Genomic DNA, 4,031 nt, shown 5'->3' on the forward strand with positions numbered 1-4,031 from the left:
GGACGTGGGCATGGCCCGCTCCGGGTCCCGCCGCGTCGCCGGGCTGCGCCGCGAGGAGGTCGCCGTCCTGGCGGGCGTCAGCGCCGACTACTACGCGCGCCTGGAGCAGGGCCGGGAGAGGAGCCCGTCCGGCCCTGTGATCGACGCCCTCGCCCAGGCGCTGCGCCTCGACACGGACGCGCGCTGGCACGCCTACCGGCTCGCGGGCCTCGTACCGAAGCCGGAGGCGCCCGGCGGCACCGACGAGGTGGACCCCGCGCTGCTGGGGCTCATCGACAACTTCCCCACCGCCGTCGCGTACGTCGTCGACCGCCGCCTGGACGTCCTCGCCTCGAACGCGCTCGCCGACGCGCTGCTCTCCCCGCTCGCCGACCCCCGCCGCATGGTCCGCTCCCTGTTCCGCGACCCCGCCGCCCGGGAGCTGTTCGCGGACTGGGACACCGTGGCCCGGGACACCGTCGAGGCGCTGCGGCTGGGCGCGGGACACCGGAGGAGCGACCCGGGGACCGCCCGGATGGTCGAGGAACTCCTCGCCGGGAGCGAGGAGTTCGCCGCGCTGTGGCGCGATCACCGCGTCGGCGCCCTCGGCCGCAAGTCCAAGGTGTTCAACCATCCGGACGTCGGCAGGATCGAGCTGACGTACCAGACCTTCGACGTCCAGGGCGCGCCGGGCCAGTACCTCCTGGTCGGCACCGCCGAGCCGGGCAGCGCGGACGCCGACTCACTCGCCCTGCTCGGCTCCCTGCACGCCGTCGGCCACTCGGGCGGGCCGGGACCGCGTCACGCCTGACGTACCCGGCACCGCTGACACGTACCGGCCGCGCCCGCGCCCGCTCAGGCCTCCACCAGCCGCGCCGCCAGCTCCTCGATCCGGGTCTGCCAGGCCGCCGAAGCCGCTGCCGTGTCGAAGTCCTCCGGACCCGTCTGGGTGAGCACGAGGCGGGCGCCGTGCCCCGTCCCCCCGGTCAGCTCCCAGTCGACCGTCCCGTCCGCCCCCCAGGTGTACGTGAGGGACCGCGGCGCCCGTACCTCCCTGACCGGACCCGCCGGGACCTTCTCCGCCGTGAAGCCCTCCGGCACCGGCAGCCCCGCCACCGGCTCGATGCCCGCCGACAGGATCTCCCACACGGTCTCGGCGGGCCGTACCAACTGCCGCTCGAATCGCACCCGCCGGCCGCCCGGCACGGTCTCGGTGACCCCGCGCTCCAGGTCGAACCGGTGCACGTACGACTCGTGCAGCTCGCCCGTGTCGCGGCCCACCGCGCCCGGCTCACCGTCGAGCAGCCGGCCCAGCGCGGTGACACACAACTGCCAGCCCGAGGCGAAACTCGCCGCGCCCGCCCGGTCGTCGAAGGTGTGCACCAGCGTCAGCGAGGACCCGTCCGCGTCCGGGGTGACGGTCCAGCTCAGGTGTTCGCTCCCCCACGTGTACGCGAAGAGACGGGGCGCGTCGAAGCCGGTGACCTCACCGGTCATCCGCGGCCCCTCGGCGCCGGGACCGGGGCCCGGGAAGCGGAACGTCATCGCACCGCCCGGGCGGGGCTCCACCGAGACCTCGGCGGGGAACCACTGCCCCAGGCTCGCGGGTTCGGTGAGCGCCGCCCAGACGCGTTCCGGAGGGTGCGGGAGCCGGCGCTCCATCCGGAGGACGGACCTGCCGTCGGCGGTCGTGGTGAGGGAGTCGGGCCACGGGGTCGTGTTCATGGGGAAGTGTCCTCTGTCGCGTCGAGATGCCGTTCGAGCGCGCCGAGCGCGCCGGACCACAGGTGCCGGTACTGGTGGAGCCAGGAGTCGAGTTCCGCGAGGGGTTCGTGCCGGAGTGCGTACCACCGCCGCTGGGCGTCCTGCCTGACCCGGACGAGCCCGGCCTCCCGCAGCACCCTCAGGTGCTTGGAGGTGCCCGGCTGGCTCAGCCCGAGCCGCTCGGTCAACTCCCCCACCAGGTGCGGGCGCTCCAGCAAAAGATCGAGAATCCTCCGGCGGCTCGGGTCCGCGAGAACGTCGAACGGTATGGGCATTCGGCGAACATAGCCCATCGGCTATATAACCCGTGGGCGATCGGCCGAGAATTTCGGCCATCACGTCGGGGAATTCACCCGAACTCTGGCCAGAACAACGTGGTGACTGCACATCAGAAATGAACATAATGGCAAGTTGGGCGACCACGGATCAATGACAGGCTCTCCCGGGAATCGCCCTGCGAGACACCGTACAGCGTCACTGCGAAAGACCAACGACCAGGCCTCCGGCCTCCACAGAACGGCGCGAGGAGAGCGGCCGTGCATGACGAATTCCTGTGCCATGTCACCGCATACGGGGTCTGCGGCGGCGAACGTATCGGCGTACCCCTCGGCACCTATCGCGCACCCACTCTGACTCTTGCACTGTGGTGGTTGCGGGACCGGGCGACCTGGATCGCCGAGCGGCTCGACCCGAGTCCCGAGAGCGATCATTTCCCCGCCTCCGCGCTCACTCCGGTCGGACCGAGCGTGCCGGACGTTCCGCATACGCTGCGGGCCTGGCGGGACGATGTGACCCATCAGAATATCGTCGGTGAACATTTGGCCGCGGGGCGGCTCATTCGAGTCGCCACGCACGACGACACCACCGAATACGAACTGCTCGCGGAATCGGTGGACGCCATGAGAATGGACCGCGCGATTCCGGTTCTCATCAACCCGGGGGCAATGCCGGGGCCCGCCCGCCGGGAGGGTGTCAGGAAAAGCGCGGCAGGCGTGTGGTGGAATGCGGGCGAACCCGCCGCGGACACCGTGCGGTTGGGCGGACCGATCGGCGGAGGTGGTTGAACGGGGGCGCGGAGCCGGACGATTGACGTACGGACAGCCGCGCGGCGGCGGGGGCGGGGCCGGCGGGATCAGCCGGCTTCCCCGTCGTCGAGCAACGCGCGGAGCAGCTGCTCGTCCTCGTCGTTGAGCTGGGAGACGAAGCGGGCGAGGACGGCGCCGCGGTCCTCGTCCTTCGCCAGTTCGGAGTGCATCCTGCGGGCGGTCAGCCCGGGAGCGTCCTCGGTCGGGGCGTACGCGTAGCCACGCCCCGACCGCGTCCTGCCGACGGTGCCCTTCTCGTGGAGCCGTGACAGAATCGTCGTGACGGTGGTGCGGGCCAGCGGTACCCCGAGCGCCTTCCGGACCCGGTCGGGCGTGAGCGGCTCCCCGGCCGCCCACAGGGCGGCGAGCACCTCGGCCTCCAGCTCCCCGGCCGGCCGGCGTTCCGCCCTCTCGTCGCCCATGGGGACACTCCTCCCGCTTCCTCGTCCACCCGCGACAGCGGACGGTCTACGACACTGTAGTCAATCAGCTTCCCGGACCGGGAAGAACACCGGACCGGGAAGAACAATCGCACAGGACCGAGGAAGGGAGCAGTCATGCTCGGCAGGAGCAAGGCGTTCAGCGGGTTCGCGGTGGACGACATCCAGAAGGCGAAGCGGTTCTACGACGAGACGCTCGGGCTGGAGACGAGCGAGGAGCACGGGCTCCTCACCCTGCGTCTGGCCGGTGACACACGGGTGCTGCTCTACCCCAAGCCCCACCACACCCCGGCCACCTTCACCGTCCTGAACTTCCCGGTGGACGACATCGACGCGGCCGTCGACGCGCTGGCCGCCCGGGGTGTGGTCTTCGAGCGTTACCCGGACATGGAGGCGGACGAGAAGGGCATCTTCCGCGGCGGCGGTCCGTACATCGCGTGGTTCACGGACCCGGCGGGCAACATCCTCTCCGTCCTCCAGGACCGCTGAACGGCCAGGAACGGAACCGGCCGGGAATCGCCCGGCCGGCCCCGAGGACCCGGCGTCAGCCCTGGGGCCCGGGCGACGCGGCAGCCGCCCGCAGGGGCGCTCCCGCGTCGTGCAGGCTCTTGAGGGCCTGCCGGTAGGAGTTGATCAGCCCGGTCTCCAGGTAGCCGATGTTGTGCTCCTGGCAGAAGCGGGCGACGATCGGCTGCGCCTTGCGCAGGTGCGGGCTGGGCATGCTCGGGAACAGGTGGTGCTCGATCTGGTAGTTCAGCCCGCC

6 protein-coding genes and 1 pseudogene are annotated in these 4,031 nt (G+C 71.5%); 3 read left to right on the top strand and 4 right to left on the bottom strand.

Annotated elements, in window-relative coordinates:
- Window positions 1–790, top strand: a 790-nt coding sequence (locus GT042_RS12160) for a helix-turn-helix transcriptional regulator (RefSeq protein ID WP_237530732.1), incomplete at its 5' end; no start/stop codon positions are given.
- Between the two features lie 44 nt (window positions 791–834).
- On the opposite strand, the gene GT042_RS12165 is transcribed toward GT042_RS12160, so the two are convergent.
- Window positions 835–1,704, bottom strand: a complete 870-nt coding sequence (locus GT042_RS12165) for an SRPBCC family protein (protein ID WP_161308736.1) — start codon at window positions 1,702–1,704, stop codon at window positions 835–837.
- Entirely contained in the window at window positions 1,701–2,018 is a 318-nt protein-coding gene (locus GT042_RS12170) for a metalloregulator ArsR/SmtB family transcription factor (protein ID WP_161308737.1), read from the bottom strand. The genes GT042_RS12165 and GT042_RS12170 overlap by 4 nt, the downstream gene beginning before the upstream one ends.
- Before the next feature lie 261 nt (window positions 2,019–2,279).
- Here GT042_RS12170 and GT042_RS12175 point away from each other — a divergent pair.
- A pseudogene (locus tag GT042_RS12175) lies at window positions 2,280–2,687 on the top strand (hypothetical protein); the annotation flags it as partial.
- Between the two features lie 188 nt (window positions 2,688–2,875).
- On the opposite strand, the gene GT042_RS12180 reads toward GT042_RS12175, so the two are convergent.
- A complete protein-coding gene (locus GT042_RS12180) occupies window positions 2,876–3,250 on the bottom strand; it encodes a BlaI/MecI/CopY family transcriptional regulator (protein WP_161308738.1) in 375 nt (124 codons plus the stop codon).
- A 135-nt stretch (window positions 3,251–3,385) separates the two neighbouring features.
- Here GT042_RS12180 and GT042_RS12185 point away from each other — a divergent pair, with 135 nt between their 5' ends.
- The gene (locus tag GT042_RS12185) at window positions 3,386–3,757 is read left to right on the top strand and encodes a VOC family protein (RefSeq protein WP_161308739.1); all 372 of its coding nucleotides are present in this window, start codon (window positions 3,386–3,388) and stop codon (window positions 3,755–3,757) included.
- A gap of 55 nt (window positions 3,758–3,812) precedes the next feature.
- Here the strand turns inward: GT042_RS12185 and GT042_RS12190 are convergent.
- On the bottom strand, window positions 3,813–4,031 hold a 219-nt coding region (locus tag GT042_RS12190; RefSeq protein WP_202532678.1), incomplete at its 5' end, for a fatty acid desaturase.

It is taken from the genome of Streptomyces sp. SID3212 (genome assembly GCF_009865405.1).
Classification (GTDB): domain Bacteria; phylum Actinomycetota; class Actinomycetes; order Streptomycetales; family Streptomycetaceae; genus Streptomyces.